The 25,035-nt window shown below is 72.7% G+C and carries 28 protein-coding genes; 17 read left to right on the top strand and 11 right to left on the bottom strand.

The window, feature by feature from the left end:
- Positions 1-34: 34 nt before the first annotated feature.
- Together OGL88_RS09975 and OGL88_RS09970 are read right to left on the bottom strand one after the other, a co-directional pair.
- A complete protein-coding gene (locus OGL88_RS09975) occupies positions 35-448 on the bottom strand; it encodes an acyl-CoA thioesterase (protein WP_111086180.1) in 414 nt (137 codons plus the stop codon).
- 84 nt (positions 449-532) lie between these two features.
- Positions 533-1,129, bottom strand: coding sequence for a nitroreductase family protein (locus tag OGL88_RS09970; RefSeq protein WP_111086179.1), 597 nt, complete (start codon positions 1,127-1,129; stop codon positions 533-535).
- Positions 1,130-1,202: 73 nt separating this feature from the next.
- Here OGL88_RS09970 and OGL88_RS09965 point away from each other — a divergent pair, with 73 nt between their 5' ends.
- Positions 1,203-2,126: an AEC family transporter gene (locus tag OGL88_RS09965; RefSeq protein WP_205463819.1), complete on the top strand. Its 924-nt coding sequence runs from the start codon at positions 1,203-1,205 to the stop codon at positions 2,124-2,126.
- Between the two features lie 221 nt (positions 2,127-2,347).
- A complete protein-coding gene (locus OGL88_RS09960; protein WP_263091243.1) occupies positions 2,348-2,755 on the top strand; it encodes an aldehyde dehydrogenase in 408 nt (135 codons plus the stop codon).
- A gap of 15 nt (positions 2,756-2,770) precedes the next feature.
- Here OGL88_RS09960 and OGL88_RS09955 read toward each other — a convergent pair whose 3' ends face one another.
- A complete protein-coding gene (locus tag OGL88_RS09955; protein WP_123937443.1) occupies positions 2,771-3,019 on the bottom strand; it encodes a nuclease in 249 nt (82 codons plus the stop codon).
- A gap of 101 nt (positions 3,020-3,120) precedes the next feature.
- Entirely contained in the window at positions 3,121-3,957 is an 837-nt protein-coding gene (locus OGL88_RS09950; protein WP_205463821.1) for an exodeoxyribonuclease III, read from the bottom strand.
- A 93-nt stretch (positions 3,958-4,050) separates the two neighbouring features.
- Between OGL88_RS09950 and OGL88_RS09945 the strand changes: the two genes are divergently transcribed.
- The 6 genes from OGL88_RS09945 to OGL88_RS09920 are packed head-to-tail and all read left to right on the top strand — an operon-like array spanning position 4,051 to position 7,068.
- Positions 4,051-4,536 carry an Asp23/Gls24 family envelope stress response protein gene (locus tag OGL88_RS09945; RefSeq protein WP_263091242.1) on the top strand — a complete coding sequence of 162 codons (486 nt, stop codon included), beginning with the start codon at positions 4,051-4,053 and terminating at the stop codon, positions 4,534-4,536.
- On the top strand, positions 4,533-4,724 hold the full coding sequence (locus OGL88_RS09940; protein ID WP_263091241.1) for a DUF2273 domain-containing protein: 192 nt from the start codon (positions 4,533-4,535) through the stop codon (positions 4,722-4,724). Before OGL88_RS09945 ends, OGL88_RS09940 begins: the two co-directional genes overlap by 4 nt.
- Positions 4,721-5,092 carry a hypothetical protein gene (locus tag OGL88_RS09935; protein ID WP_111086172.1) on the top strand — a complete coding sequence of 124 codons (372 nt, stop codon included), beginning with the start codon at positions 4,721-4,723 and terminating at the stop codon, positions 5,090-5,092. Before OGL88_RS09940 ends, OGL88_RS09935 begins: the two co-directional genes overlap by 4 nt.
- Positions 5,089-5,691, top strand: coding sequence for a hypothetical protein (locus OGL88_RS09930; protein ID WP_263091240.1), 603 nt, complete (start codon positions 5,089-5,091; stop codon positions 5,689-5,691). The genes OGL88_RS09935 and OGL88_RS09930 overlap by 4 nt, the downstream gene beginning before the upstream one ends.
- On the top strand, positions 5,688-6,290 hold the full coding sequence (locus tag OGL88_RS09925) for an alkaline shock response membrane anchor protein AmaP (RefSeq protein WP_263091239.1): 603 nt from the start codon (positions 5,688-5,690) through the stop codon (positions 6,288-6,290). The genes OGL88_RS09930 and OGL88_RS09925 overlap by 4 nt, the downstream gene beginning before the upstream one ends.
- Positions 6,291-6,297: 7 nt before the next feature.
- Positions 6,298-7,068 carry an aminoglycoside 3'-phosphotransferase gene (locus OGL88_RS09920; protein WP_263091238.1) on the top strand — a complete coding sequence of 257 codons (771 nt, stop codon included), beginning with the start codon at positions 6,298-6,300 and terminating at the stop codon, positions 7,066-7,068.
- Here the strand turns inward: OGL88_RS09920 and OGL88_RS09915 are convergent.
- Positions 7,065-8,411 carry a M23 family metallopeptidase gene (locus tag OGL88_RS09915; RefSeq protein WP_263091237.1) on the bottom strand — a complete coding sequence of 449 codons (1,347 nt, stop codon included), beginning with the start codon at positions 8,409-8,411 and terminating at the stop codon, positions 7,065-7,067. The genes OGL88_RS09920 and OGL88_RS09915 overlap by 4 nt on opposite strands.
- Positions 8,412-8,475: 64 nt before the next feature.
- Positions 8,476-10,143, bottom strand: coding sequence for a hypothetical protein (locus OGL88_RS09910; protein ID WP_263091236.1), 1,668 nt, complete (start codon positions 10,141-10,143; stop codon positions 8,476-8,478).
- 86 nt (positions 10,144-10,229) lie between these two features.
- On the opposite strand from OGL88_RS09910, the gene pyrE reads away from it, so the two are divergent.
- The gene (gene pyrE / locus OGL88_RS09905) at positions 10,230-10,781 is read left to right on the top strand and encodes an orotate phosphoribosyltransferase (protein ID WP_111086163.1); all 552 of its coding nucleotides are present in this window, start codon (positions 10,230-10,232) and stop codon (positions 10,779-10,781) included.
- On the top strand, positions 10,778-13,036 hold the full coding sequence (locus OGL88_RS18015) for a septum formation family protein (RefSeq protein ID WP_263091235.1): 2,259 nt from the start codon (positions 10,778-10,780) through the stop codon (positions 13,034-13,036). Before pyrE ends, OGL88_RS18015 begins: the two co-directional genes overlap by 4 nt.
- A 183-nt stretch (positions 13,037-13,219) precedes the next feature.
- Here the strand turns inward: OGL88_RS18015 and OGL88_RS09895 are convergent, their stop codons facing one another.
- A complete protein-coding gene (locus OGL88_RS09895; protein ID WP_205463834.1) occupies positions 13,220-14,173 on the bottom strand; it encodes an aldo/keto reductase in 954 nt (317 codons plus the stop codon).
- Between the two features lie 111 nt (positions 14,174-14,284).
- On the opposite strand from OGL88_RS09895, the gene OGL88_RS09890 reads away from it, so the two are divergent.
- Positions 14,285-14,929 (top strand): HEAT repeat domain-containing protein, encoded by a 645-nt coding sequence (locus OGL88_RS09890; RefSeq protein WP_263091234.1) that lies wholly within the window; start codon positions 14,285-14,287, stop codon positions 14,927-14,929.
- A 278-nt stretch (positions 14,930-15,207) separates the two neighbouring features.
- On the opposite strand, the gene OGL88_RS09885 is transcribed toward OGL88_RS09890, so the two are convergent.
- Positions 15,208-15,897: a metal-dependent transcriptional regulator gene (locus OGL88_RS09885; RefSeq protein WP_205463836.1), complete on the bottom strand. Its 690-nt coding sequence runs from the start codon at positions 15,895-15,897 to the stop codon at positions 15,208-15,210.
- 37 nt (positions 15,898-15,934) lie between these two features.
- Here OGL88_RS09885 and OGL88_RS09880 point away from each other — a divergent pair, with 37 nt between their 5' ends.
- From OGL88_RS09880 to OGL88_RS09870, 3 genes are all read left to right on the top strand, one after another.
- A complete protein-coding gene (locus OGL88_RS09880; protein ID WP_263091233.1) occupies positions 15,935-16,825 on the top strand; it encodes a CPBP family intramembrane glutamic endopeptidase in 891 nt (296 codons plus the stop codon).
- Between the two features lie 102 nt (positions 16,826-16,927).
- Positions 16,928-18,730 (top strand): phosphatase PAP2 family protein, encoded by a 1,803-nt coding sequence (locus tag OGL88_RS09875; RefSeq protein WP_263091232.1) that lies wholly within the window; start codon positions 16,928-16,930, stop codon positions 18,728-18,730.
- A 110-nt stretch (positions 18,731-18,840) separates the two neighbouring features.
- Positions 18,841-19,713 (top strand): L,D-transpeptidase family protein, encoded by an 873-nt coding sequence (locus OGL88_RS09870; protein ID WP_263091231.1) that lies wholly within the window; start codon positions 18,841-18,843, stop codon positions 19,711-19,713.
- Between the two features lie 15 nt (positions 19,714-19,728).
- Here OGL88_RS09870 and OGL88_RS09865 read toward each other — a convergent pair whose 3' ends face one another.
- On the bottom strand, positions 19,729-20,541 hold the full coding sequence (locus OGL88_RS09865; protein WP_263091230.1) for a methyltransferase domain-containing protein: 813 nt from the start codon (positions 20,539-20,541) through the stop codon (positions 19,729-19,731).
- Between the two features lie 2 nt (positions 20,542-20,543).
- Positions 20,544-21,341 (bottom strand): HAD-IIA family hydrolase, encoded by a 798-nt coding sequence (locus OGL88_RS09860; RefSeq protein ID WP_123310397.1) that lies wholly within the window; start codon positions 21,339-21,341, stop codon positions 20,544-20,546.
- Between the two features lie 196 nt (positions 21,342-21,537).
- Here OGL88_RS09860 and OGL88_RS09855 point away from each other — a divergent pair, with 196 nt between their 5' ends.
- Positions 21,538-22,242 (top strand): TetR/AcrR family transcriptional regulator, encoded by a 705-nt coding sequence (locus tag OGL88_RS09855; protein WP_205463844.1) that lies wholly within the window; start codon positions 21,538-21,540, stop codon positions 22,240-22,242.
- A gap of 30 nt (positions 22,243-22,272) precedes the next feature.
- On the top strand, positions 22,273-22,917 hold the full coding sequence (locus OGL88_RS09850) for a TrmH family RNA methyltransferase (RefSeq protein ID WP_263091229.1): 645 nt from the start codon (positions 22,273-22,275) through the stop codon (positions 22,915-22,917).
- A 91-nt stretch (positions 22,918-23,008) separates the two neighbouring features.
- On the opposite strand, the gene OGL88_RS09845 is transcribed toward OGL88_RS09850, so the two are convergent.
- Positions 23,009-24,010, bottom strand: a complete 1,002-nt coding sequence (locus OGL88_RS09845) for a LacI family DNA-binding transcriptional regulator (protein ID WP_263091228.1) — start codon at positions 24,008-24,010, stop codon at positions 23,009-23,011.
- A 120-nt stretch (positions 24,011-24,130) separates the two neighbouring features.
- On the opposite strand from OGL88_RS09845, the gene OGL88_RS09840 reads away from it, so the two are divergent.
- Complete coding sequence (locus OGL88_RS09840; RefSeq protein WP_263055168.1) at positions 24,131-24,934, top strand: NAD-dependent epimerase/dehydratase family protein; 804 nt, start codon at positions 24,131-24,133, stop codon at positions 24,932-24,934.
- The last annotated feature ends 101 nt before the right edge of the window (positions 24,935-25,035 follow it).

The following is a 25,035-nucleotide window of genomic DNA, read 5'->3' as shown; positions in this document are numbered from 1 at the left end:
CGACTGCTGCGCGATGTCTGCGGGGTCACGCGGGTCAGGCGCGGTGCGTCGCGGGGACCCGGTCGCGGTCGTACGTGATGTCCGTGTAGCCGTGCGGCGCCGGGTTGCCGTCGTCGTCGAGGTTCACGAACACGACCTCGTCGATGGTGAGGATGCTGCGGTGCGTGAAGAGGTTGCGCGCCTCGGCCCGCATGGTGAGCGAGCTGCGGCCGAAGCGGGTGGCGACGAGGCCGATCTCGACGATGTCGCCCTCCTTCGCCGAGGACACGAACTCGATCTCCGACATGTACTTCGTGACGACCTTGCCGTTGCCGAGCTGGATGATCGCGTAGACCGCGGCCTCTTCGTCGATCCAGCGGAGCAGGCTGCCGCCGAACAGGGTGCCGTTGGCGTTGAGGTCCTCGGGGCGGACCCACTTGCGGGTGTAGAAGTTCATCTCGGGCTGCATGTCACTACATACTACGCGGCGGCGGCAGCGGAGACGACAGCGGCCGCGCCCCACAGGGACGCGGCCGGACGTTGGTGCCGAGGACTACTCCTTGACGAGCACGACCTCGTCGAGGGGCAGACGGGTGCGCGGAGCGACCTCGCGCTCGGCCGCCTTCTCGTCGAGCTGCGACGGGTGGGCGACGGTGCCGATGGCCGTGACGGTGAAGGGCAGGAAACGCTCCGGCAGGTCGAACGCTGCGCGCAGGCCGGCGGCGTCGATGCCCGCCATCTGGTGCACGTGCAGGCCCTCGGCGTGCGCCTGGACGGTCAGGGCGGCGAGCGACTGGCCGAGGTCGTACTGCGCGAAGGGACGCTCGTCGCCGTCCTCGGTCACGGTCTCGAGCACGCCGACGACGAGGGCGCTGGCACGGAAGGCCCAGGCGGCGTTGAAGCCGAGCAGGTTCTCGTTGATCTTGCGGAACGTCTCGGTGCCACGACGGCCCGCGATGAAGCGGCGGGGCTGGAAGTTCATGGCCGACGCGGCCCAGCGGGCGGCCTCGAGGACGGCGTCGAACTGCTCGTCCGAGATCGTCGCGGTCTCGTCGTAGGAACGGGGGCTCCAGCGCTCTTCGAGCAGGGGCACGAGGGGCTGGCTGGAGTCGGTGGACCGGGTGAGGGTGTCGGCGTTCGTCGAGGTCATGGTGCCTGCAATGGTATTCGATGCGAACGCATTTCCGACCTGAGCGACGTCACATGGTGCAAGGATGGACGCGATGGGTGGCGTGTTGACCGGCTTCGCGATCATCGGCGCGATCATCGCCGGTGGGTACGTCGTCGGGCGCATCGGACTGCTCGGCCCGCACGCGCAGTTCGTGATGAGTCGCCTCGCGTTCTTCGTGCTCATGCCCTGCCTGCTCTTCCACACCATCGCCTCGGCCGACATCGAGTCGCTGCTGTCCCCGATGCTCTGGGTCTCACTGCTGAGCGCCGCGGTCGTCGCACTCGGAGCGGCGGCCGTCTTCCGGTTCGTGCTGCGGCGTCCGGTCACCACCACGACGGTCGGCGCCCTGGCCGCGAGCTACGTGAACGCGAACAACATCGGCCTGCCGGTGGCCGTCTACGTGCTCGGGCAGGCGACGGCGGTCGTGCCGGTGATCCTGCTGCAGCTCATCGTCATCGCGCCGGTCGCGTTGACGATCCTCGACGCCGCGACGTCGGGCGCCGGCGGCTGGGGACGCCGGATCTCCGGGCCGTTCCGGAACCCGATCATCATCGCCTCGCTGGTCGGCCTGGTGTTCTCGGCGACCGGCACCTCGCTGCCCGACCCCGTCCTCGAGCCGTTCTCGCTGGTCGGCGCGGCTGCCGTGCCCGTCGTCCTGCTGTCGTTCGGGATGAGCCTGCACGGTGCCGCACCGCTGCGGGACCCGGCGATCCGGACGGACGTCATCGTGGCGTCGTCGATCAAGCTCGTGGTGATGCCGGCGGTCGCGTACGTGTTCGCACGGTTCGTGTTCGGGCTCGGCGACCAGGACGTCTTCGTGCTCACCACCCTGGCGGCGTTGCCCGCGGCGCAGAACGTGTTCAACTACGCGCAGCGCTACGGTGCGGCGGTGCCCGTGGCCCGCGACGTCGTGCTCATCTCGACGATCGGCTCGGTACCCGTCCTGGTCGCGATCGCCGCGCTGCTGCACCCGTAGCGGCCCTGGTCGCACCGCGCGGCGGACGGGAGGCCCGTGGCGGGGCCGCACCGGTCCTCCCGTCCGCCGTGGGGTCGCGCGCACTGCGGATGGTGAGCAGGAACGGTCGGGTCGCGGTCACCGACCCGACCATTCCTGCTCACGAAGCGCATCGGGGGCGCGCGTACGCTGACACCCACGGGGCGGACCCGCCTCGGGACCACGACGGACGGAGACCTCCGATGGACACGATGGCGATGATGAAGAACATGTCGATGACGGACATGCCCGCGGCGATGGACACGGACCTGATGCAGGACACGATGATGGCGATGAACGCCGCGTCGATGGCCGCGACGATGTGCTCCGCGAGCGACATGCGCACGGGCGGCGAGATGGCCACCTGCGCCGCGATGTGCTCCAACACGGCGATGATGGCCGACACGGGCATGCGCATGATGATGCGTCCGGCCGGCATGGACCTGCCGAGCATGCGGGCGATGCTCATGGCCGTGATGACGATGGGCACGATGTGCGCCGCCGAGTGCCGGGGGCACATGGACATGGACGAGTCGTGCCGCTACTGCGCCATGGCCTGCGACGAGATGGTCGCGAAGTGCGAGGCGATGCTCGCCTCGATGTCTGCCTGAGCCGACGAGCCCGAGCTACGCGCTGCGCGCCGTGGTCTGACGACCGCCGGCACTGAGGATCTCCGCCACCGGGTGGTGGGCGACCGGGTCGCCGACCGACAGGAAGGCGTCGGCGTCCGCCACCCGGAGCTGGGTCACGCCGCCGTCCAGGAACACCACGACGGCGTCGGCGGGACGGGTCTCGACGACGATGCCGTCGCGCCAAGCGCCGGGGGCCGCGTTCGCCATGACGCGCTGGATGGGAAGGATCGTCGTACGGGACATGGCTTCACCTGCTCTCGAAGGGGTTCGGTGCAGGAAACCTACGTCCGGCCTCCGCCCCGCTCAACGCGGGTGGACCCGGGACGTAACAGAACCGGACGGGCTCAGAAGATCATCGGACGGTCGTCGTCGAGCGACGTGTCCAGGTCGAGGTCGACCACCACGGGCACGTGGTCGCTCGGGGCGTCGCCCTTCCGCTCGTTGCGGTGGATCGAGGCGTCGGTGACGACGTCGGCGAAGGCCTGCGAGCCCATCACGAAGTCGATGCGCATGCCCTCGTTGCGCGGGAACCGCAGCTGCTTGTAGTCCCAGTAGGTGTAACCGTCGGGGACGATCGGCCGGACGACGTCCTGCAGCCCCGCCGTCTCGAACGCCCGGAAGGCGTCACGTTCGGGTTCGCTGACGTGGGTGTGCCCCTCGAACACGCGGACGTCCCACACGTCGGTGTCGAGCGGCGCGACGTTCCAGTCGCCCATCAGCGCGAGCGGGGTCTCCGGCGAAGCAGCGATCCAGTCGGCGGTGCGGTCGGCCAGCTGCGCGAGCCAGTCGAGCTTGTACGTGTAGTGCGGGTCGCCGACCTCGCGCCCGTTCGGCACGTACAGGCTCCAGAGCCGCACGCCGTCGACGGTGACGCCGATGGCCCGGGCCTCGACGGGCAGGTCCGGCCCCTCGTGCCCCTTGAGGAAGCCGGGCTGGCCGGGGAAGTCGCGGGTCACGTCCTCCATCGGCAGGCGGCTGGCGAACGCGACACCGTTCCACTGGTTCAGGCCGTGCGCCTCGACGTGGTAGCCGGCGTCCTCGAACGCCTGCACCGGGAACTGCTCCGGCTTGCACTTGATCTCCTGCATGCCGAGGACGTCGACGTCCTCGCGCACCAGCCAGTCGACGACCCGCCCCACTCGGGTGCGGACGGAGTTCACGTTCCAGGTCGCCACGCGCATGGGATCGAACCTACCGGCACGCCCATCCTCGGCCGGGGTACGGCACGATGGTGTTCGCTGGAACACCAGGAATCGATCGCATCGGAGGCAGCAATGGCATCGACGACGAACCGCGTCGACGGGACCGCGACGACCGGCACCGCGACCGGCACCACGACCGGGACCACCACCACGCAGGTCACGGCCAAGGGCAGGACGATCATCGACGACACCGTGGTCGCCAAGGTCGCGGGCATCGCCGCACGTGACGTCCCCGGCGTCTTCGCCCTCGGCGGCAACGCTGCCCGGGCCTTCGGCGCCATCCGCGACGCGATCGGGTCGAGCGCGCTCGGCCAGGGCGTCCGCGTCGAGGTCGGCGAGACCCAGGTCGCCGTCGACCTGACGATCGTCGTGGACTACCCGACGCCGATGATGGACGTCGCCACCGCGGTGCGCGCCGCCGTCACGAGCGCCGTCACCGAGCTCGTCGGGCTCGAGGTCACCGAGGTCAACATCGCGATCAACGACGTGAACATCCCCGCACTGAACGGCACCGCCGACGACCTCGACGGCGTCGTCCGCGAGGGCCGGGTCCGGTGAACGCCACCGTCGTCGGGATGGGCGTCGGCGCCCTCCTCGCGATCGTCGCGGTGACCCTCGGGTTCTGGGCGTTCGTGGTCGTCGCCGTCTGCACGGCCGTCGGTGGCTTGGTCGCCCGCATCGTCGCCGGTGAGGTCGACGTGCGTCGCCTGGTCGACGTGCTGCGCGGACGCCGGAGCTCGTCGTGACCGACGCCGCCGTCGCCACGGTCGGCGACAGCGGCGTCCGGCTCCGCGGCTCCGACCGCATCGGCACGTCGGCGCTGGTGCACACCGCCCAGGCGGTCGCCGCCGAAGCGCTGCGCGTGGCCTTCCGGGAGGTCCGTGCCCGGGTCTCCGACGACGGCCGCGGCGCGCTGGCGGTCGAGATCACCGCCCCGCTCACCCTGCCCGTGCTGGGGAGCCACGCGGTCCCCGACGAACCCGTCGTCACGAGCGCGCACCGCGCCCGCGGCACGATCGCCGAGCGGCTCCGGACCATCACCGGCCGACAGGTGTCCCGGGTGACCGTGACGTTCGCGTCGTCGGTCGTCGACGTGCCGCGGAGGGTCCGGTGACCGCCGCTCCGTCGCACGGCGAGCACGCCGCCACGTACCGCCGCCTGCTCCGCCGTGAGACACACGTGTCCCGCTCCGGCGCCGTCGTCATCGCGATGCTCATCACCCTCGTGCTCGCAGCCGCTGCCGTCTTCGCCGGTGCCCTCGTGCTGCTCGACCAGAACGTCCTCGGCGTCGACCCGCGCGCCGTGGTGGACGTCGCCCTCGCCGCGCCGGACGGCCTCGACCCCACGCTCGTCGTCGGGATCGCGGCGATCGTCGCCCTCGTCGGCCTGGTGCTTGTGCTGCAGGGGCTCCTGCCGCAGCGGCGTCCGCGCCACGCGATGGCGTCCGACCGGCTCGCCGTCGTGGTCGACGACGAGGTGCTCGCCTCTGCTGCTGCCCGCGCTGCCCGCTCGGCCACACGCCTCGGCCAGGACGCTGCCGTCGGCACCGTGGGCCGCCGGACCGTCGAGGTCGTGCTGCGCCCCGCCGCCGGCGTCGACGTGCCGGCAGTGGCTGCGACCGAGGCCGTCGAGCACGAGTTCGCCGCGATCGACGCGCTGCCCGCCCTCGCTGCGCGGGTCCGCGTCCAGCCGACCGGACGGGTGGACGGATGAACGCGACCAACCGTGGCCTGGGCCGGGCGGCGCTCGTCGTCGTCGGGCTCGTCCTGCTCGTCGCCGGGGTCGGCGCGATCCTGGTGCAGACGGCCCAGGGCCTGCCGCTCGTGGCGTCCTGGTGGCGCACGGCGGGCGATGCACTCGCGGGCCTCGGCACGGACACGGCGCGCGATGACTCCCTGCTGTCGTGGACGTGGGTGCTCGGCGGCGGGGTCGTCCTCGGCATCCTGGCGATCGTGGTGCTGACGACGCTCGGCGGTGGCCGCGAGGGCACCGTCGTCGAGAGCGACGGATCAGCCGACGGCGTCGCCGGTTCGGTGCGCGTCGAGTCGACGGCCGTGCAGCACGCGCTGTCCTCGGCGATCGGGGAGCTGCCGCAGGTGGCCTCGCTCGCGGTCGACGTCTACCGCGTCCGCGGTGGCCGGGCGATCCGGGTGCGGGTCCGTCCTCGCCGAGGCGCCTCACCGCGCGAGGTCACCGAACGGGTCGAGGCCGTCGTGGCCGACCTGGACGCCCTGCTCGGCGAACGCCTGCCGGTCCTGCTCGAGATCGCGCGCGGTGGGGCCGGATCCTCGCGCCCGGACCGCGTGCACTAGGTCCGTCGTGGTGCGCTCGATCGGCGGGTTGCCGGGGCCGGACTCCGTCCCCGTGCCGCGGGTGGTCGTGGAGGCCGCCCGGGGCCGCGAGGTCGCCCTGGTCTGGCACAACGAGATCGGCGGCACGACGTTCCGGATCGGCCCGGACGAGCACGCCGACGAGTTCGTCAAGGTCCTGCCGCACGCCTACGGCCGGTGGATCGGCGACGAGGCCGCGCGCCTGGAGTGGGCCTCGCAGTACGTGCGGGTACCCGAGGTGCTCGACCACGGTGCCGATGCCGACGGCGTGTGGCTGCGCACGCGTGCCGTGCCCGGGTGGAGCGCCGTCGACCCGCGCTGGCACGACGAACCGCGGACCGCCGTGATCGCGGTCGGTGAGGGGCTCCGTGCGTTCCACGACACCCTGCCGGTGGACGACTGCCCCTTCGAGTGGTCCACGGCGGCGCGGCTCGTCCGGGCGCGGGCGGCTGGTGCCGACACGGACCGCCTGGGCCCGGAGCCGCCCGCCGACCGCGTCGTGGTGTGCCACGGAGACCCCTGCACGCCGAACACGCTCATCGGTGCCGATGGCCGGTGGAGCGGGCACGTCGACCTGGACGCCACGGGTGTCGCGGACCGATGGGCCGACCTGGCGGTGGCGACGATGGCGCTGGGCTGGAACTACGGGCCGGGGTGGGAGCCGCTGTTCCACCAGGCGTACGGGCTGCCCGACGACGCAGAGCGGACGGCCTGGTACCGGGCGCTCTGGAACGCCGACGTGGACGACCTCGGGGACTAGAAGGCGACGCCCCGCGCGGACATGAACGGCACCGGGTCGGTCGTGGCGCCGTTGATGTGCACCTCGACGTGGCTGTGGCACCCGGTGGATGCACCGGTCGACCCGACGAGGGCGATGAGCTGCCCCGCGGAGACCTGCTGTCCCGGGCTGACCCGGAACCCGCCGTTGACGATGTGCCCGTAGGCCGTCTGCACGCCGTTGCCGTGGTTGATGCGGACGTAGTTGCCGTAGCCGCCGTACCAGCCGACGTAGTCGATGGTGCCGGCGGATGCTGCGACGATCGGTGTCGAGCAGCCGCTGGCGAGGTCGGTGCCGTCGTGCTTGGTGACGATCCCGGTGATCGGGTGCACGCGGTAGCCGTAGGGGCTGATGACGTAGCCGCTGGCCGGACGGACCCAGCCCTGACCGCCACCCGAGCCGGCGGAACCGCCACTGCCCGAGCCGCTGCTGCCGGAGCCGCCACCACCGCCGGACGACCCGCTGCCGGCGTTCGCTGCCGCTGCTGCTGCGGCCAGTTCTCGGGCGGCACGGGCTTCGGCCTCGCGCGCAGCCTTCGCCTCGGCCGCCTTGCGGATCTGCTCACCCTTGGCGAACTCCGCCTCGGTCCGGACGCGACCGGAGACCAGGGTCGCGAGCTGGGCGTCGAGCCGGGCCTTGTTCGACTGCTGTTCGTCGTACGCGGTCTGCACGGCGTCGGAGGCGGCCTGTGCCTCTTGCATGCGGGCCTCGGCCTTCGCGGCGAGCCGCTCGAGCTCCGCAGCAGCGCGGTCGGCCTGGGCCTCGAGCGAACGGGTGACGCCGGCGTCGACGGCCGCGGCGGCCTGCACGCGTTCGGCCTGTTCGGACAGCTTGCTCAGCGCGCCGAGGTCGTAGAGCAGGTCGCGCGCATCGTCGCCCTTGGTGAGCACCGAGGTCGTGACGTCGGCACCGCCGGAGCGGGCCATCTGCGCGGCGAACTGGCCGGCCTGCGCCGCGCTCTGCTCGGCGACCTTCGCGTGCTCGTCCGCCTTCGCGCGGAGCTGCTGCTCTTCTTCTGCGGCGTCCTGGGCATCGGACTGGGCGTCGAAGAACACCTGTCCGAGCTCCTGCGCCTTCGCTTGGGCGGCCTCGACCTTGGCGTCGAGGTCGCTGATGATGCCCTTGATCTCGGTGATCTGTCCCTGCTTCGCGGATTCCTTGCCGCGGGCGTTCTTGACCTCGTCCCACGTGGGGTAGGTCGCCGCCTGGGCGGTGGGTGCATCGACGACGACCGTGCCGACCAGGCCCGCGAGTGCCAGTCCGGTGACGGCGAGGCGGAGGCGCACGGTGGCACGAGGGGTGCGGTGGCTGGTGGGGCGAGACATCGAGCACGAGCCTATACATCCGTACAGAGAAGATCGGACGCCGACGCGCCGCTGTGGACAACTCCTAGAACCCGCGCTCCTGGCGGATCTCGTCGGCACTGCCGACCACGTCGCGCCGGAGGACGTCCGCGCCGGAGGTCCCCGCGTAGTCGTAGACGTCGAACCCCGTGCAGTGCGTGATCGTCGCCGGGGCACCGAGCGAGTCCTCGACCGCGGTGGTCCACAGGTCGTGCGACCCGACCACCACGAACGTCGGGTCGGCGTCACGGTAGGCCCCGAGGTCGACGAGCCACGGGTACGTGTCGAAGGTGTCGCGGACCTGCAGCAGCTGCACGTTCGTCGCGGAGTACGTGGCGAGCGGCCGCACCGTCCAGAACTGGCCGACCCCGGTGACCGATCGTCCGTCCGCCCAGCGGTCCAGGCAGGACGACGGCGTGTACCGGGCGGTGGCGACGGCGTGCGCGGTGCTCGGTGCGGTGGCGACCCCGGCGGCGAGGACGGTGACGGCGGCGATCGCGACGGTGGCGCGGACCCCGCGGAACGGCCGGTGCACGCGGGTGCGGCGGACCGCGGTGCGCGTGAGTTCGGCCACCGCGACGAGCGCCAGCAGCGGTGCGGTGACGACGGGCTCGAGGTACCGCGGCGTCTCCGACCCGACGAGGACGACCCCGATCGACGCCGCGACCACCGTCACCAGGGGCAGCGCGGTCGCGACGAGCACGGTGCGCGCGGTCCGGACCCGCCAGGCCCACACCGTGCCGCCGACGGTGACGAGCACGCCGACGAACATCAGGAGCAGCCCGGCGTCGCCCGCTGCCGTGCCGGCCCGCACGTCGGTCAGCGCCGCGAAGAACTGCAGGGTCTCCACCGCGCGCGACGGCTGGACGTAGGTGGACGGGTCGAGCGACACGAAGGGCCGCAGCGGGATCCGGACCAGGTACCCGAGCAACGACCCGGCCGCCACGGTGCCGGACAGCAGCAGCGCTGGACGCCACGGCACCCGGCGCACCGCCGCCAGCAGCACGAGCGTCACCACCACGGGTGCGGCGGACCACGGGACGTACAGCGGGTTCGACGCGGTCGTGCAGAGCGCCACCAGCCCGAGCACCACGAGCACGACGACGGATGCCCGCCCGACCCGCACGGCGCGGAGCACGAGCACCGCGGTGCCGAGCATCGCCAGCACCACGCCGTAGTAGTACGTCGTGGTCAGCAGCAGGGACGCCAGCTCGAGCGACGTCGCGGTGCCCGACGACTCCGTCAGCACCAGCAGGGTCACGAACGCCACGCTCGCCGCCGACACCGTGATGCGGGCCGCTCGTCCGGCCGACGGCATGAGCTCGTTCGCGGCAGCCCGCACCAGTGCGTACACGGCCAGCAGGACGAGCACCCCGTTCAGCGCCAGGGCCTGCTGCGGGGTCCCCGTGACGACGGCGCAGAGCAGGTAGACCGGCAACTCGGGGAAGAAGAACAGCGCCGGGGACATCGCCCACTCGAACGGCTGCCCGAGCTGCATCGACCGGTGCACCAGGGGCAGCAGCACCGAGTCGCCGTCGTACCAGAGCAGGGCGACCCGTTCCGTGGCGACGACGTGGCGGAGGGCGATGACGGCCAGGGCCAGCGCGACCAGGGCGCCCAGGGCCTCCCGTCCGATCGCCCCGGCCACGCCGCCGGACCGATGGCCGCCGGACGGAGCCGGCGCCACGGCGGAGCGACGCGGTGCTCGGGGCATGTCCCGGAGCGTACCGAGCGCTGCTCGGGACGACCCCACAGGACGGGGGAGCGCGCTGCGAGTCCGACCGGCTACCCTTGTGCGCTGTGACCGACGCGCGCGAACAGTTGATCCAGTACATCTCCTCCGAAGCGGTGTTCCACGGCGACTTCACCCTGACCAGCGGGAAGAAGGCGACGTACTACATCGACCTGCGGAAGGTCAGCCTGGACCACCGGGTCGCGCCGCTGATCGGCCAGGTCATGACCGAGCTCGTGCAGCAGGTGCCGGACGTCTCGGCTGTCGGCGGACTGACCATGGGCGCCGACCCCATCGCCAGCGCCGTGCTGCACCAGGCCGCCGCACAGGGCCTGACCTACGACGCCTTCGTCGTCCGCAAGGAGCCCAAGGACCACGGCCGCGGCAAGCAGGTCGAGGGCCCTGACCTCAGGGGCAAGCGTGTCGTCGTGCTCGAGGACACCTCCACCACGGGCGGATCGCCGCTCAAGGCGGCCGAAGCGCTCGAGCGTGAGGGCGCGATCATCGCCGCCGTCGCGGTCGTCGTCGACCGCGACACCGGCGCTAAGGAGACCATCGAGGCAGCCGGGTACCCCTACTTCGCGGCCATCGGGTTGGCTGATCTGGGGCTGACCGCGTGAGCGGGGAGCGTCCGGACGACGCGCGCGACCCCGAGGACACGGCCGGCCCCGCAGCAGCGGCCGACGGTGCCGACGGGGTCGAGGGCCAGGAGGCCCGGCGCGCGTCCGACCCGGACGCTCCGTTCCACGGTCTCCGCAGCGCCGCGGACATCTTCGGCGCCCCGCGGGGCGAGGAGGACTGGCCCTCGCGACGGGAGCGCCGCGAAGCCGAGCGCACCGCACTTGAGACGGGCGCCCCGCTGCCGGAGCCGTTCGAGGCGTCGGCACCGGAGCCCGAGGCACCCGCGGCTGCGGCGGTGCCTGCTCCGGCCGCTCCGGTGCTGGACGACGGCGCGACGCAGGCCATCTCGATGCCCGAGCAGCTGTCAGCTCCGTCCGAGAGCCCGGACGCCGCCGCCGAGTACGAGCGCTCCACCCTGCACGACCGCATCCCGCCGGCCGCCGTCGTGCCGCCGAACCCCACAGCGCCGCACCCCTCGTCGATCGTGCTGCCCACCGCGCAGACCCACCGCGACGAGCGCGCCGCGGCGTCGAAGGCCATCGAGGACGAACGTCGCCGCACCGACCCGTTCGGCGAGGGCCGTGCCGACGTCGACTGGCTCGGCCGTGCAACCGGTTCCGGCGCGCCCGTCCCGCCGACCGGACCCGTCGCCCACCAGCCGCTCGGTGTCGAGAACGTGCTGCCCCCGTCCGAGGAGCCGCCGAGCTTCACCGACCTGCTCCGCATCGCCGGAACGGGTCCCGTGCCCACGCAGGGAGCCGGACCGGACCGACCGTTCGACTGGGCCATCCGCGACGACGAGACCGGCGAGGTCCCGACGGCCCTGACCGGTGACTCGTTCGACACGACGGCGCTCGGTGGCAGCGGCTCGTGGTCGCTGGCGGACGACGCCGACCTCGTTGCCGATGCCGATGCCGATGCCGATGCCGACGCCGAGGTCGTCTCGGGCGAGGTCGACACCCCGGCCGACGGGGTGCCGCAGGCGCCGCGGACGTTCCCGGTGCCGCCGGCGGTGCCGGGTGCCGTCCCGCCAGCCGTCGTGCCGCCCGCTGCCGTTGCTGCCGCTGCCGCTGCCGCTCCTGCTGCTGCCGCTCCTGCTCCTGCGGCGCCGACCGAGGCACTGGACGTCCGTCCGGAGCCCACCGCCGGTGACGGGGCGGAGTCGGGGACGGGCCTCCCGGAGGACGCGGCGACCACAGCGCTGCCGGCCGCCGCTGCTCCGCCGCTCGTCGAGCCCGCTGCGTCGCCCGCGTCCCCAGTGCACCTGCCGCCCGCGGTGGGGCAGGACCTGGACGCCGTCCTCGGCCTGCGCGGCGACGACACGGGGGCGCAGCCCACGGCGTTGCCGGCCGTTGCGCCGGACGACCTGGACCAGACCGAGTGGGACGGCCGCGAGACCAGCGACACGAGTGCGATCAAGGACCTGTTCGGCACCGAGGCCGTCGGGCAACTCGGCGGCACGGGCTACGACCCGGAGGACACCGGGACGCGGATGATGCCGGCCGCAGCGCTGCCGTCGGCTGCTGCCGGTGCCGGTGCCGGTGCCTCGTCGCCTGCTCCCGCTCCGTCCGGCCAGCCGGTCGAGCGCGACAACTTCATCAACCAGGGCGCGGCGCGCCTGCGGAGCGAGGGCAAGCGCGGCAAGCAGCTGCTCGTCTACGGCTCGATCGCCCTGATCGTCGTGCTCATCGCCCTGGTGTTCCTGCTGACGACGTGGATCCGCGGCAACAACATCTCCGACCAGGAGATTGCGCCGAAGAAGTCCCCGGCGGCAGCGTCATCGGCTCCGGCGACTCCTTCGGCTGCTGCATCTGCTTCTGCCGCTGCCTCTCCCTCGGACGCCGCTGCTCCGGCTGCCACGCTCCAGTTCGCCACCACGCCCGCGCTGCCGGGCGAGCACGCCTGGACCGACCTGGCCGGCGGGGAGTGCCTGTCGCCGTTCACCAACGCCTGGGCGCAGAGCTTCACGGTCGTCGACTGCGCGACGCCGCACATCGGGCAGCTCACCGCACGGATCGCCGTCGACGGGGATGCGTACCCGGGGGCCGAGGCCCTCGCGACGCAGGCCGCCGACCAGTGCCAGTCGGACGCGGCCCTGAACGCCTCGGCGGCTGCGGCCGTCGGGGACGTGCAGGTGCAGGGGTCGTACGCTCCGGACCAGGCGACGTGGGACCAGGGCGATCGGTTCATCTCGTGCTTCGTGACGCGGTCGTCGGGACAGGAACTCACGGCGTCGTTGGCCCCGGGGGCGTAGGGCGGCTGGCTGGCTGCGGCTGCGGCTGCTGCTGCGGCGGTCGACGTGGAACGACACCGTCGACGTCGTACGACATCGATCTCGTCGCTCGTTGCGCGCCGGTGATGCCCGCGTGTGCAACGAACGACATCCCCGACGTCGTGCGACGTCGAGGATGTCGTTCGGGGTCGAGGCAGGCGCGGGTCAGGCGGCCGCGGGGACCTTCGCCGACACGTCGGACAGGGTCTGCAGCTCGTCGGCGCTGAGCTCGAGCTCCGCCGAGGCCAGCAGCGCCGGCAGCTGCTCGGTGTTGCGCGCGCTGGCGATCGGCGCGACGACGTCGGGCTGCGCCTGGAGCCACGCCAGGGCGACGGTCGCGAGCTCGGTGCCACGGGCCTCCGCGATGGTGGACAGGGCGTCGACCACGGCGAGCCCCTCGTCGTTGAAGTACCCCGAGACCTGGCCCTCGCGGTCCTTGCCGGCGAAGTCCTCCTTCGAGCGGTACTTGCCGGTCAGGAACCCGGCGGCGAGTGCGAAGTACGGCACGACGCCGAGGCCGTGCGCGTGGGCGAGCGGGGCGATCTCGGACTCGTACGGCTGGCGGGTGACGAGGTTGTAGTGCGGCTGGATCGCGACCGGCTGCGCGAGGCCGTTCTCGGTCGCGATGCGGATCCACTCCTCGGCGCGGTCCTTCGAGTAGTTCGAGATCGCGGTGTAGCGGACGATGCCGTCCTTCACGAGCTGGTCGAAGGCGCGGACGGTCTCCTCGAGCGGGGTCGACTGGTCGTCGAAGTGCGCGTAGTACAGGTCGATCCGGTCGGTGCCGAGGCGCTGCAGGCTGGCACGGGCGGCAGCGGCGACGGTGTCCGCGCCGAGGCCCTGGAACTGCGGGTGCTGCGAGCCCTTCGTGGCGATGACGACGTCGTCACGCTTGCCCGAGGCCGCGAGCCACGAACCGATCACCCGCTCGGACTCGCCGCCCTCGTTGCCGGGAGCCCACGCGGAGTACACGTCGGCGGTGTCGATGAAGTCGCCGCCCGCCGCGGTGTAGGCGTCGAGGACCTGGTGGGAGGTCGACTCGTCCGCCGTCCACCCGAAGACGTTGCCGCCGAGGGCGAGGGGGAACACGTGGAGGTCGCTGGTACCGATGCGGGGCATACGGGGGTCCTTTCGTGGTCGGGCGCGCAGTCCTCGATGTGAGCCGCTCCTCGGCCGACGCTATGCCCCGAGGCTTGACACGGCCCCGGTGGCAGCGGGTTGCATGGACCCATGACCGCGCTCACCGATGCCCTCGCCGACCCCCGTTCCTCGGTTCGGCTGCAGGCCGTGATGGCCGCCGGGACCACCCCGGACGCGGCCGACCTCGACGTGCTCGTCGAACAGTGCGCCGTCGAGCCGGACTTCTTCGTCCGCGACATGCTCACCTGGGCGCTGACCCGGCACCCGTCGACCGACGTCGTCGGGCGGGTGGTCCCGTCGCTCACCCGTTCCGAGCCGCAGGCCCGCAGCCAGGCGTTGCACACCCTGTCGAAGGTCGGCGACCCGTCGGCCTGGCCATCGGTGCGCCCACTGCTCGCGGACCACGACGACGAGGTGCTCCGCGCCGCCTGGCGGACCGCCGTCGCACTCGTGCCCGACGACGAGCGGGCCGACCTGGCCCGGACGCTCGCGGTGCAGCTCGGGGTCGGCCCGCGCGAACGGCGGCTCAGCCTGTCGCGGGCACTGGTGGGGTTGGGCGAGGAGACAGTGGTGCCGGTGCTCAGGGCGGCTGCCGACCGGGGCTCCGAGGCCGTGCGGGAACACGCCGCCGACACGGAGCGGCTGTTGCACGACCCGGACGCGGCGTCCGCGCTCGCCCTCGAGCGGGCTCGGCGCGAGGTGGCGCTCGGCCGCACCCGGTCCGCCAAGGGGTGAGCGCGGCCGTGGACGTCACCACCTGACGGACGGGAGGCCCGTGGCGACGCCGCCACGGGCCTCCCGTCCGCCACGGGGCGGGGCGGACCAGGGCGGACCGGGATCGGCTGGGATCGGCTGGAGTCGGCTGCCGCGCTCGCGTGAGGTTCCACAACACGCCGTCGGTTCGTCGCCGAGGTTCCACGCGCGAGCCCTGAGCGCGCCGAGGTTCCGAGATCTCGGAACCTCAACGGGCGCGGGCGGGCGCGGCGGACGCGGACATCGCGCCCGCGCCCTCGTCAGTCGGCGTCGGGAGCGAGCCAGATCGCGGTCGCGGCAGCGGCGGGCAGGTCGACGAGCGCCTCGGCGCCGTCGGCCCCACGTCGGGAGACCGCGATGACGCCGGCGTAGTCCCGCACCCGCTCGACCCGCAGGTGGGTGCCGAGACCGACCCCGAGCTCGTCGAAGTACCGCAGCAACGAGGGGTCGTCGTCCGACACCCGGTCGACCGTGCCGCACGCACCGGGCTCGATCGCGCCGAGCAGGACACCGAGCGTGGCGGGTACGGTGCCGTCCGCGGCGGGGATCGGGTCGCCGTGGGGGTCGTGGGTCGGGTGCCCCAGGTCGGCGTCGACCCGGTCGAGGAACCGCTCCGACACCGCGTGCTCGAGCGCCTCGGCCTCGGTGTGGACCTCGTCCCACGTGTAACCGAGGCGGGACACCAGGAACGACTCGATCAGCCGGTGCCGCCGGACCATCGCCACGGCGACCTGGTGCCCGAGCGGGGTGAGCACGACACCGTAGTAGGGGGTGTGCTCGATGAGGCCGTCGCGGTCGAGCTTCTTGAGGTTGCCGGACACCGTCGAGGCCGACACCTTCAGCGTCGCCGCGATGTCCCGCGTGGCCAGTCCGGCGCCGCCGCGTTCCCCGGCCTTCCAGATGAGCTTGACGTAGTCCTCGGCCATGGTCGACAACGAGGGCAGGCGCATACCGCCAATCGTACGGCTGCACTGGTACAACCGGGACGTGCACCAACCCCGTCGCCGCCGCTGGCCGGTCCCGCCCTCGCTGCTCATCGGCCTCGCGCCGCTCGTGGTGTTCGCGGCGATCAGTGCGTGGCGGTCGCGCCCGAGCGACGACTACCCGACCCTCGGCCAGACGGTGGACAGCGTCGTCCGGTCGTTGGTCGTCCCCGAGGGCATCGCCGCCGTCGCGCTCGCCGTGGTCGTCACGGGACTCGGGTGGTGGCGGATCGCGACCGTCGACCGCACCCGGACACCGCTGCGCTGGTCGGCGCTGGCTCCGGCTCTGGTCCTGGTGGTGTGCGTGGTGCGCCTGCCGTTCATCGACTGGGCAGCGTTGCCCGTGCGCTACTTCCTGCTGCTCACCGTCGGGGTGCTGTTCGTCGGGGTGTTCGAGGAGCTGATGGCCCGGGGCACGCTGCTGGTCGGGCTCCGGCGCCGGGTGCCCGAGTTCGGCGTGTGGGCGCTGTCGTGCGTGCTGTTCGGGCTGCTGCACCTGCTCAACGCGCTCGCCGGGGCCGGCATCGGACCGACGCTGGTCCAGGTCGCCTTCGCGGCGTCGTTCGGCTCCACGCTCTACGTCGCTCGCCGGGTCACCGGGTCACTGCTCGTGCCGGTGCTGCTGCACGCGTTCTGGGACTTCGGGTCGATCGGGTACTCCGCGACCGCTGATCCGTCGGACACCGGTCGGCTCGTGGGCCTCGGGCTGATCGGCCTGTTCTCGTTCCTGGTGCTGGCGTTCGGGATCGTCGCGGGCGGCATGGTCGCGTGGCGCGACGACCGTCCGCGTCGCCTTGCGAAGCGGTGGCGTTCGGTGCCGCCGATGGCGGCGTTCGCCCTGGAGGCCCGTGGCTTCGAACCCGCACAGCCTGCGGTCCGGTTCACCTCGCGGTAGACCCCCGTTCGCGCGCTGGCAACCGCCTCTCCCTACCGTCGTGGTGATTCCAAGTCGGTACCAAGAGAGGAGCGCCGCTCGGTCCCCGGGCGGCCACCACACATGCGCAGAACCGCTGTCCGCGGGGTGACCGTCGCCGTCGCCGCGACCGCACTCGTGCTCGGGACACCCCTCGTCGCCCAGGCGGCCACGACGTACCCGAGCGACTCCGCCAAGCCCGACCTCGTCTCGCTGCTGAGCGGGTACGACCAGTTCTGGACATCGAGCGGCGCCAACGACCTGCACGGCACCGTCGTCGACCCGACCACGCTGGCGAAGAACGACCAGCTGACCTCGTGGATCAACCAGAACGCCACCGCGGCGCAGCAGTTCACCGCGCTGCAGGACTCCGAGTACCAGAACGCCACGAACACCGCCTACGACCAGTCCTCCACGGTCGCGCAGGGGCTCGGCGACGTGCTCGAGAAGGCGTACGTGCAGGGCCGGCTCGACGGCGCCCTGCCGTTGACGAGCGCGGTCATCAACAGCTCGAACGGCAGCACCGGCGCGTACGTGAGCACCGGTACCGCGAAGGCCCACTACAGCTACCCGCGCCCCTACCTGCCCGCGACCACCACCGCGACGCTCCCCGCGACCGACGACCAGACCGGCTGCGCCCCCGCGACGGTGAACGCCTCGTCGGTCTCCGCCAACCGCGCCGGCAAGGCGTGGGCATCGGCCGACGGCACACTCGACATCACCCGCGTCCCGGTCGCCACGGACACCACGCACGAGTTCTCGCCGAACGACGTCGTCCTCGACCCCGGCTACGGCACCGCGGGCATCTGCACCGGCGGCTCGTACCCCAGCGGACACACCACCACGGCGTACCAGGCCGGCATCACCCTGGCGACGCTCGTCCCCGAGCTCGCGCCGGAGATCCTCGCCCGCACGTCGGAGAACGGCAACGACCGCATCGTGCTCGGCGTGCACTACCCGCTCGACATCATGGGTGGGCGCATCGACGGCGAAGCCGCCCTCGCAGCCCGCTGGTCCGACACCCAGTACCGCACCGACGTGCTCGAGCCCGCTCGCGCCGAGCTCGTGCAGTACCTCGAGCAGCAGTGCGGCGACACCCTGGCGAACTGCATCGCGAAGGAGCAGCCCTACACGAACAACCCCTACGGCGGGAAGGCGATCCCCGGCGGAACCGCCCAGGTCGTCACCGACCGCGCCTCGGCCGTGCGGGTCTACCAGGAGCGCATGACCTACGGTTTCGCGAAGACCGGGACCGCCGGCCAGGCGCCGTCCGTCCCCGCCGGCGCGGAGAACCTGCTCCGCACCACGTTCCCGACGCTGACGGACGCCCAGCGCACGTCGGTGCTCGCCCAGACGGAGATCGACTCGGGCTACCCGCTCGACCAGACCGGCACGGCGAACGGCTCGTGGGAGCGACTCGACCTCGCCGCAGCGACGAGCGCGACCGTGGCGGTCGCCTCGAACGGCGCCGTCAAGGTCCTGTCGACCGGCGGCACCGCGCGGGTGCTGACCGGTGTCCTCACCGCGCCGCACGGTTCGTCGGTCGCAGCGGGGTCGAAGCTGGCGCTGGCGGGCACGGGCTTCACCGCCGGTGCGACGCTGTCCGTCGTCCTGCACTCCGACCCCGTCACGGTGGGCACCCTGACCGTCGCTGCCGACGGCACGGTCGCCGGCACCGTGACGATCCCCGCCGGCACCGCCACCGGTGCGCACACGGTCGACCTGGTCGCCAGCACGGGCGACTCGGTGCTGGCCGCACCACTCGCCATCACCGTCACCCCGGCGGCGGCGGCGACCGGCGGGACGGGCACGGGCACCGGCGTGGCGACCGACCCCGGCGCGACCACGGGCGGCACCGGCATCCACCTGCCGGTCGTCAGCGGCTGACCCGCTCGCATCACCGCACCACAGATGCGACCGGCCGGTGCCCGCACCCGCGGGCACCGGCCCCACCGCTCTCCGCCCTCCCCGCTCTCCACCCTCCTCGGAGCCACGTCATGCACACGCGCACCATCTGGACCACCGCCGGTGCCGCACTCGCCGTGCTCGCCGCGGCCGGGCTCGTCACGACCGCGCTCCTCGGCAGCGACCGCACCGCCGCCGCACCGGTGACGACCCCGGCCACGGCACCGGCCAGCGCCGCGCCCGCGGTCCCGCACGTCGACGCCGCCGCGGTCGCGAAGCTGCCGGAAGCGCAGTACTCCGCCGTCATCGCCGGCCTGATGCCCTTCGACCGCACCGTGCGGTCGGACACCGTGTTCCACCTGACCGCGGACGCACCCCTGTTCGGTGCCCACCGCGACCGCCCGGTCGCCCGTCTCGCCGCGCAGGACTTCCTGCGGCGACCGACCACCGTCGTCGGGGTCGAACGCGACGGCGACTGGGAGCTCGTCCTCACCCCTGCCCGCCAGCAGTTGCCGTCAGCCGCGGGGACCACCGGCGCCGCCGCGCAGACCGCGGCGTGGGTGCCGGTCCGCGCGCTCCGGGAGACGGCGACACCGCGCTCCCGGATCGTGATCTCGACGACCGACCAGACCGTGTCCGTCGTGAACGCGGCCGGCACGACCCTGCAGCGCTTCGACGCCGGAGTCGGCACGGCGGACACCCCGACGCCGACGGACGTGACCGGGTACCTCGAACAGCGCTACGTCGACCCGGCCCAGGGTACGGGGGACCACCCGATCCAGCTCACGTCGTTGCACTCGGGGGCCGCCGACGAGCCGTACGGCGGCCACGACGGCGGGCTGATCGGCCTGCACTGGAACGCCACGACCTCGGGCACGGTGTCGCACGGCTGCGTCCGGCTCGACGCCGATGCCGTCGCCGCGGTGAACGCACTGCCGCTCGGCACCCTCGTCACCGTCGAGTGACCCGCCGCTGACCCCTCAGGGCTTGCGGCCGACGGCGAAGACGCGGCGGAACGGGTACACGGTGCCGTGGGTGCTCGCCGGGTACGCCTCGCGCAGCGCCGCCCGGTACCGCTCGACGTACTCCGCCGTCAGCGCACCGGTCGGGTCGGCGGCGTCGAGCGCCGCCAGTGCCGGTCGCAGCCCGGTGCCGCGTACCCAGTCGAGCACCGGGTCCTCGCCCGGCAGCAGCTGCGCGTAGGTCGTCTCCCACGCGCGGGCCGTGAAACCGGCGTCGAGCATGATGCCGAGGTAGCCGGCGGGGTCGAGCACCGGGTCCTCGCGCAGCACGCCGTCGAGCGCCGACGCCCAGGGACCGGAGGCCCCGATCGACCGCATCAAGGCGTGCGACGGGGACCCGAAGTTGCCCGGTACCTGCATCGCGAACCACGACCCGGACGGCATCGCGTCGAGCCACCGCGGCAGCAGCGCCCCGTGTGACGGCACCCACTGCAGCGCCGCGTTCGTCACGACCACGTCGTCGGTCGGCCCGGGCGTCCAGTCCTCGATCGCCCCGAGCTCGAACGACAGGTTCGGCAGGCCCGCCAGAGCGGGGTCGGCCGCAGCCGACGCGAGCATCTCCGCCGAGCTGTCGATCCCGACCACCGGCGACGAACGCCACCGCGCTGCCAACGTGGCGGTGAGGGCCCCGGGACCGCAGCCCAGGTCGACGACGCGACGCGGGGCCTCCTGTCCGTCACCGGCCGGCCACGCGACCTGCGCGACCAGGTCGTGGAAGGGACGCCCGCGGTCGTCCGCGAACGCGGCGTACCGCGACGGGTCCCAGCGCATCGCTACAGCTCGACCTCGAAGGGGGCGGTGCGGACGAGCTCGTGCACGCCGGAGATGACCTCGCTCGGGCGGAACGGGTAGCGGTCGATCTCGGCCTGGTCGCTGATGCCCGTCATCACGAGGACGGTGTGGAGCCCCGCCTCGATGCCGGCCTGCACGTCGGTGTCCATCCGGTCGCCGATCATGCCGGTGTTCTCGGAGTGCGCGCCGATGCGGTTCATCGCCGAGCGGAACATCATCGGGTTCGGCTTGCCGACCACGTAGGGCTGCTTGCCGGTCGCCTTCTCGATCATCGCGGCGATCGCACCCGTGGCGGGCAGGACGCCCTCGGCGCTCGGACCGGTGGCGTCGGGGTTCGTGACGATGAAGCGGGCGCCGTCTCGGATCAGTCGGACGGCCTTGGTGATCGCCTCGAACGAGTAGTTGCGGGTCTCACCGACGACGACGTAGTCGGGGGCGGTCTCGGTCATGATGAACCCGGCTTCGTGCAGGGCGGTGGTCATGCCGGCCTCGCCGATGACGAACGCGGAGCCGCCGGGCATCTGGGACTTGCAGAAGTCGGCCGTGGCGAGGGCGCTCGTCCAGATGCGCTCCTCGGGGACGTGGATGCCGGACCAGCGGAGCCGCGCGCTGAGGTCACGCGGCGTGAAGATCGAGTTGTTCGTCAGCACGAGGAACTCGGTGCCCTCGTCGAGCCACTGCTGGATGAGCTCGGGGGCACCGGGGAGGGCCTGGTTCTCGTGGACGAGCACGCCGTCCATGTCGGTCAGCCAGCACTCGACGTCGTCGCGGGTCGCCATGGCCTCACCCTACTGCGCACGGCCGACGGGCCGGCTCGCCGGTCGGGTCGCTGCGGTCGGGTTCCTCCGAAGGGGCCGGGAGGCGCGGATCGGCTCTTGCGCGTCGCCGACGGACCCGAGATGGTCGAGACACCGAACGCCATTCGGCTTTGCCCTAGGCTTTTCGAGACCCGTACTGAATCAAGGAGACCCCGCCGTGCTCGTCGAACCCGGATCCCCGACCGCCGCGCCCCGATCCGCCACCGCGCCGGCCACGGACGCGGTTCCCGATCTGGTCGAGGTGGCTCCGCGACGACGTCGTGGACGGCCGAACGTGCTGAGCCGCGAGCAGGTCATCGACGCCGCGACGGCGATCGCGAACGAGGACGGCCTGGACCGCCTGTCGTTCCGTGCGCTCGGGGTCCGGCTCGGCGTCGCGCCGATGACCGTGCACCGGACCATCGGCGGCCTCGACGACCTGCACGCCGAGCTCGTCCGCCGCACGGTCGACGAGTTCACCGCCACCTTCGTCTGGCCGGACGAGTGGCACGCGGTCGTCCGGGTGTTCGCGGGGACCTTCCGCGACCTGATGCGCACCCACCCCCTGGTGCTCGAGTCGCACAGCCGCCGTGGGGCACTGGTGTCCACCGAGTCCGACGCCGTCGTGGCGAAGGTCGTCGGGGCACTGTGTGACGCCGGGCTGCCCGAGGTCGAGGCCATGTACACGTTCTTCGTCGTGTACGACTTCGTCGTCGGCCACACCTCGGTGCAGATCGGCCGGGGCGACGACGACACCGGGCGCCCCGAGCGGCACACGCTCGTCGGGCAGATCCTGGGGGAGCACTCGTACGACGCCCGCTTCGAGCTGGGCCTCGACGTGCTCATCGCGGGCATCGAGTCCCGCGTCGCCCGCGGCGCCTGACCCCGCGCGCCCGCGCCGTACGCTGGTGCGGTGACCACTGCGCCCGAACCGTCGCACGAACTGACGACGAACGGTGTCGGCCCGCACCCGGAACCCTGGCCCGACGACCCGCGACTCGACCCGGAACTGCTGGCGGCGGGGGACCCGCGGAACGTGCTCGACCACTTCCGGTACTGGTCGATGGACGCCATCGTCGCCGAACTCGACACCCGCCGGCACGCGTTCGACGTGGCGATCGAGAACTGGCAGCACGACCTGAACATCGGCTCGATCGTGCGCAGCGCCAACGCGTTCCTGGCCGGCACGGTCCACATCATCGGGCGGCGGCGCTGGAACAAGCGCGGCGCGATGGTCACCGACCGGTACCAGCACGTCCGGTACCACCCCGACGTGCAGGCGTTCCTGGCCGCGATGGCCGAGGAACAGCGCCCGGTGATCGCGATCGACAACACCCCCGGTGCCGAGCGCATCGAGACCGCCGCGATCCCGGAGCGGTGCGTGTTCCTGTTCGGACAGGAGGGCCCCGGGCTCACCGACGAAGCCGTGGCCGGGGCGTCCGGGCACCTGGAGATCACGCAGTTCGGGTCGACGCGGAGCATCAACGCCTCGGCGGCGGCCGCGATCGTCATGCACTCGTGGATCGTGCAGCACGCGGAGTTGCCGGACGCTTCCTGAGCAGAAACGGTCGGGTACGGGCCCTGGACCCGACCATTCCTGCGCACGAAGCGGGCGGGGCGGACGTAGGGCGGGCCTCCCGTCAGCCGCGTCAGCGCGGAGCGGTGGTGCGGCGCGCGACCAGGCGGGGCTCGACCAGGGACTCGGTGGCGGCGAGGCCCGGGTCGGCGATGCGGGCGAGCAGGCGCTCCCCGGCGCCGCGGCCGATCTCCACGCTGCGGTCGTCGATGCTCGTCAGGCTGACGTAGCGTGTGGCGGCGACCGGGGTGTCGTCGTAGCCGATGACGGAGACGTCCTCAGGGACCCGGAGTCCGCGTTCGGCGAGTTCGGACAGTGCTCCGAGGGCCATCACGTCGTTGGCGGCGAACACCGCGGTGACGCCGGGGTGCTCGTCGAGCAGGGTGCCGAGGGCGCGCGAGCCGGCCTCTTCGGTGGGTTCGCCGGGCAGGACCACGACGGCGACGCTCGCGCCCGCTGTCGGCGCCCCGGCCGCTGCGTCCTCGAACCCTGCGCGGCGTTCCTTCGACGCCGCCGAACTCGCCCCCACGAAGCCGAGCCGCGTGTGACCCAGCGCGAGCAGGTGCTCCGCGGCCATCCCGCCGCCGGCCCGGTCGTCGTTCGCCACGGTGTCCGCGCGGGGGATCGACACGCGCCCGCCGGCGATGACGACCGGCATCGACGCCGGGATCGCCAGGTCGGTGTCGGGCTCGCCGGCGATGACGATGCCCTCGACGCGCATGGACAGGAAGCCCTCGACCGGTGACGCGTCGAGCCCCGTGTTGAGGAACCGGTCCGCGACGACGAGCCGGTGACCCTGGTCCTGCAGGGCCTCGCGCAGCCCGGTGAGCAGGTCGACGAACCACTGGTTCCGGAAGTCGTCGAGGACCACGCCGACGGTGCGGCTGCGGGTGCCGGCGAGGGACACCGCGGCAGTGGATGGCCGGTAGTCGAGCTCCTGGATCGCCGTGAGCACGGCGGCCCGGCGCTGGTCACTCACCCGGGGGGAGCGCTGCAGCACCAGGGAGACGAGGGACTTCGAGACCCCGGCGCGCGCGGCGACGTCGTAGATGGTCGCGGGTTTGCCGTCTCCCATGATGCGCTTCGACCTCCGTTGGTTCGTCCGTCGATCGTAGCGGGCGGCGTGACACGGGCGGTCACGCTGTGGTCGACCACCTGAGGGGACTGCTCGCGCGCCGCGGGTAGCGTCCGCGGCATGGCGACGCTGCTCATCACCGGGGCCGCAGGACGCATCGGGACGGCTCTCCGGCCCAGGCTACTGGCGGCCGGACACGACCTCGTCCTGCTCGACGAACGGACGCCCGACGACCCGGTGTCCGCCGGCGAACGGTTCGTCTCCGGCTCGGTGAGCGACTCCGCTGCGCTGGACGACGCGCTCGCCGGGGTCGACACCGTGGTCCACCTGGCCGGCATCCCGACCGAGGCCGCGTGGGACGACCTGCTCGCGGCCAACCTGACCGGCACGAAGAACGTGCTCGAGCGGGCGGCGGCGAACGGCGTGCTCCGGGTGCTGCTCGCGAGCTCGATCCACGCGGTCGGCCGGGTCCCCGAGCCCCTCGACGAACCGGGCAGCGTGCCGGGCGATCGACTGCCGCGGCCGGACACCTACTACGGCGTGACGAAGGCGGGGATGGAACTGCTCGGCAGCCTGTTCGCCGACCGGTACGACATGTCGATCATCTCGGCGCGCATCGGGGCCTTCGGCGAGCGGCCCTCGTCGTCGCGAGCGCTCCTGATGTGGAGTTCGCCCGACGACCTGGCGCGCCTGGTGCTCGCGACCGTCGACCTGCGCGAACCGGGGCACCACGTCGTGTGGGCGCTGTCGCGGAACACCGGGTCGCCGGCCGACCTGCGCGCGGGCGAAGCGATCGGCTTCGTCCCGCGCGACGACGCGTCCCGTGCGCTCGACCCCGACGCTCGGGCGGACCTGCCGCCGGAGGACCTGCGGTTCCTCGGCGGCGAGATGGTGTCGTTGCCCCTCGGGCGCAGCACTTCGTGAGCAGAGATGGTCGGGTGGCCTGACGGCACCCGACCATTTCTGCGCACCATGCGAACGCGGGCGAACGCGGGCGAACGCGAACGCGGGCGAACGCGAACGCG

The organism is Curtobacterium sp. RIT-PI-V, assembly GCF_025642935.1.
Lineage (GTDB): Bacteria > Actinomycetota > Actinomycetes > Actinomycetales > Microbacteriaceae > Curtobacterium.
This window is presented reverse-complemented; position numbering and strand designations above follow the sequence as displayed.

Bases quoted from the DNA above. Each gene is read 5' to 3' on its own strand.
- OGL88_RS09975 (WP_111086180.1), bottom strand. From the start codon at position 448: ATGCAGCCCGAGATGAACTTCTACACCCGCAAGTGGGTCCGCCCCGAG.
- OGL88_RS09970 (WP_111086179.1), bottom strand. From the start codon at position 1,129: ATGACCTCGACGAACGCCGACACCCTCACCCGGTCCACCGACTCCAGC.
- OGL88_RS09965 (WP_205463819.1), top strand. From the start codon at position 1,203: ATGGGTGGCGTGTTGACCGGCTTCGCGATCATCGGCGCGATCATCGCC.
- OGL88_RS09960 (WP_263091243.1), top strand. From the start codon at position 2,348: ATGGACACGATGGCGATGATGAAGAACATGTCGATGACGGACATGCCC.
- OGL88_RS09955 (WP_123937443.1), bottom strand. From the start codon at position 3,019: ATGTCCCGTACGACGATCCTTCCCATCCAGCGCGTCATGGCGAACGCG.
- OGL88_RS09950 (WP_205463821.1), bottom strand. From the start codon at position 3,957: ATGCGCGTGGCGACCTGGAACGTGAACTCCGTCCGCACCCGAGTGGGG.
- OGL88_RS09945 (WP_263091242.1), top strand. From the start codon at position 4,051: ATGGCATCGACGACGAACCGCGTCGACGGGACCGCGACGACCGGCACC.
- OGL88_RS09925 (WP_263091239.1), top strand. From the start codon at position 5,688: ATGAACGCGACCAACCGTGGCCTGGGCCGGGCGGCGCTCGTCGTCGTC.
- OGL88_RS09915 (WP_263091237.1), bottom strand. From the start codon at position 8,411: ATGTCTCGCCCCACCAGCCACCGCACCCCTCGTGCCACCGTGCGCCTC.
- OGL88_RS09910 (WP_263091236.1), bottom strand. From the start codon at position 10,143: ATGCCCCGAGCACCGCGTCGCTCCGCCGTGGCGCCGGCTCCGTCCGGC.
- OGL88_RS09895 (WP_205463834.1), bottom strand. From the start codon at position 14,173: ATGCCCCGCATCGGTACCAGCGACCTCCACGTGTTCCCCCTCGCCCTC.
- OGL88_RS09890 (WP_263091234.1), top strand. From the start codon at position 14,285: ATGACCGCGCTCACCGATGCCCTCGCCGACCCCCGTTCCTCGGTTCGG.
- OGL88_RS09885 (WP_205463836.1), bottom strand. From the start codon at position 15,897: ATGCGCCTGCCCTCGTTGTCGACCATGGCCGAGGACTACGTCAAGCTC.
- OGL88_RS09875 (WP_263091232.1), top strand. From the start codon at position 16,928: ATGCGCAGAACCGCTGTCCGCGGGGTGACCGTCGCCGTCGCCGCGACC.
- OGL88_RS09870 (WP_263091231.1), top strand. From the start codon at position 18,841: ATGCACACGCGCACCATCTGGACCACCGCCGGTGCCGCACTCGCCGTG.
- OGL88_RS09865 (WP_263091230.1), bottom strand. From the start codon at position 20,541: ATGCGCTGGGACCCGTCGCGGTACGCCGCGTTCGCGGACGACCGCGGG.
- OGL88_RS09860 (WP_123310397.1), bottom strand. From the start codon at position 21,341: ATGGCGACCCGCGACGACGTCGAGTGCTGGCTGACCGACATGGACGGC.
- OGL88_RS09845 (WP_263091228.1), bottom strand. From the start codon at position 24,010: ATGGGAGACGGCAAACCCGCGACCATCTACGACGTCGCCGCGCGCGCC.
- OGL88_RS09840 (WP_263055168.1), top strand. From the start codon at position 24,131: ATGGCGACGCTGCTCATCACCGGGGCCGCAGGACGCATCGGGACGGCT.